This is a genomic window from Mesorhizobium sp. M1066, from assembly GCF_040318635.1.
In the GTDB taxonomy this organism is placed as follows: Bacteria; Pseudomonadota; Alphaproteobacteria; order Rhizobiales; family Rhizobiaceae; genus Mesorhizobium.
Window position 1 is genome coordinate 1 of record NZ_JAMYMR010000101.1, and the last position, 1,904, is coordinate 1,904.

General features: G+C 64.3%; 2 protein-coding genes. Both read left to right on the plus strand.

Annotation, left to right across the window (positions count from 1 at the left end; translation table 11 throughout):
• Positions 1 to 752 (plus strand): ABC transporter permease (locus NKH52_RS35250; protein ID WP_352968512.1); only part of this gene is annotated, 752 nt, incomplete at its 5' end.
• Positions 752 to 1,904: ABC transporter ATP-binding protein (locus NKH52_RS35255; RefSeq protein ID WP_352968514.1), on the plus strand; the 1,153-nt coding region annotated here is incomplete at its 3' end. The genes NKH52_RS35250 and NKH52_RS35255, both read left to right, overlap by 1 nt.

A 1,904-nucleotide genomic window follows, 5' to 3' on the forward strand; every position in this document is an offset into this window, starting at 1 on the left:
CGGTCTTCGCCCCCTGGATCGCGCCGCACGGCAATGGCGAAATCGTCGGCGATGTCTGGGAACCGATGTCGGCTGCTCATTTGCTAGGCACCGACAATCTCGGCCGCGACCTGCTTTCGCGCATGATCTACGGCGCCCGCATCACTTTGTTCATCGCGGTGCTGGCCACCGCGCTGTCGTTCTCGCTCGGCGCCATCCTCGGCTTCTCGGCGGCCGTCTTCGGCGGCTGGTTCGATACGCTGCTGTCGCGCCTCGTCGATCTCTTGATGTCTATCCCGACGCTGATCATGGGCCTTGTCGTGCTGTCCGTGCTGCCGACCAATCTGGTGACGCTGATCCTGGTGATGGGCATTCTGGATTCGACCCGCGTCTATCGCCTGTCGCGCGCGGTCGCCGTGGACATCAACGTCATGGACTATGTGGAGGCGGCGAAACTGCGTGGTGAGGGCAGCGGCTGGATCATCTTCCGTGAGATCCTTCCCAACGCGTTGTCGCCGCTGGTTTCGGAACTCGGCCTGCGCTTCATCTACGCGGTGCTGTTCCTGTCGACGCTGTCGTTCCTCGGCCTTGGCGTGCAGCCACCGGACGCCGACTGGGGCGGCATGGTCAAGGAAAACAAGGACGGCATCGTCTTCGGCATCGCGGCCGCACTCATCCCGGCGGCGGCGATCGCCCTGCTGGCGATTTCCGTCAACCTGGTTGCCGACTGGGTGCTCAACCGGACGACAAGCCTCAAGGGAGGACGCGGGTGATGGCCGACAGCAAAGCGAAACCTGGCCTGCTGCTCGACATCCGCAATCTGCGCATCGAGGCCACCGTCTTCCCGCCCGGAGAGCCGCCAAAGAACATCGTGTTGGTGCACGATGTCTCGCTGACGCTTGAAAAAGGCAAGGTGCTCGGCCTGATCGGCGAGTCCGGGGCCGGCAAGTCGACCATCGGCCTGTCGTCGATGGGCTATGGCCGCGGTGGCGTGCGCATCACCGGCGGCGAGGTCATCCTGAACGGCCGCGACATCCTCAAGGGCGGCAAGGACGGCTTCCGCAAATTACGCGGCCGCGAGGTCTGCTATGTCGCGCAGTCGGCGGCAGCGGCCTTCAACCCGGCGCACCGGCTGATGGACCAGGTGGTGGAAGCCACGCTGCTGCACGGTACGGCGACACGCGCCGAGGCCGAGAAGCGCGCGGTTGCGCTGTTCAAGAAGCTCAGCCTGCCCAACCCCGAAACCATCGGCGAGCGCTTTCCGCACCAGGTTTCGGGTGGCCAGTTGCAGCGTGTGATGACGGCGATGGCACTCTGCTCCGAGCCGGACCTGATCGTCTTCGACGAGCCGACAACGGCGCTCGACGTGACGACGCAGATCGACGTGTTGGCGGCGATCAAGGACGCCATCCGCGACACCCATGTCGCTGCGCTCTACATCACGCACGACCTTGCTGTCGTCGCCCAGGTCTCAGACGAAATCATGGTGCTGCGCCATGGAAGGCTGGTCGAATGGGGCGGCACAAGGCAGATCATCAAGGAGCCGCGACAGGAATATACCAACGCGCTTGTCTCGGTGCATGAGATCGAACACCAGGAGCAGAAACCCGGCACGACGCCGTTCCTGTCGGTGAAGAACGTCACCGCCGCCTATGGCCGCAGCGACATCAAGGTGCTGAAGAACGTCTCGGTCGACATCTATCCGGGCCAGACACTGGCCGTGGTCGGCGAGTCCGGCTCCGGCAAATCGACGCTGGCACGCGCCATCACCGGGCTTTTGCCACCCGAAGCGGGTACGGTGACCTTCGACGGACGTCCGCTGGCCAACCGGCTGGCCGACCGGCCGAAGGAGGATTTGCGCCAGTTGCAGATGATCTACCAGATGGCCGATGTGGCGATGAACCCGCGCCAGACCGTCGCCACCA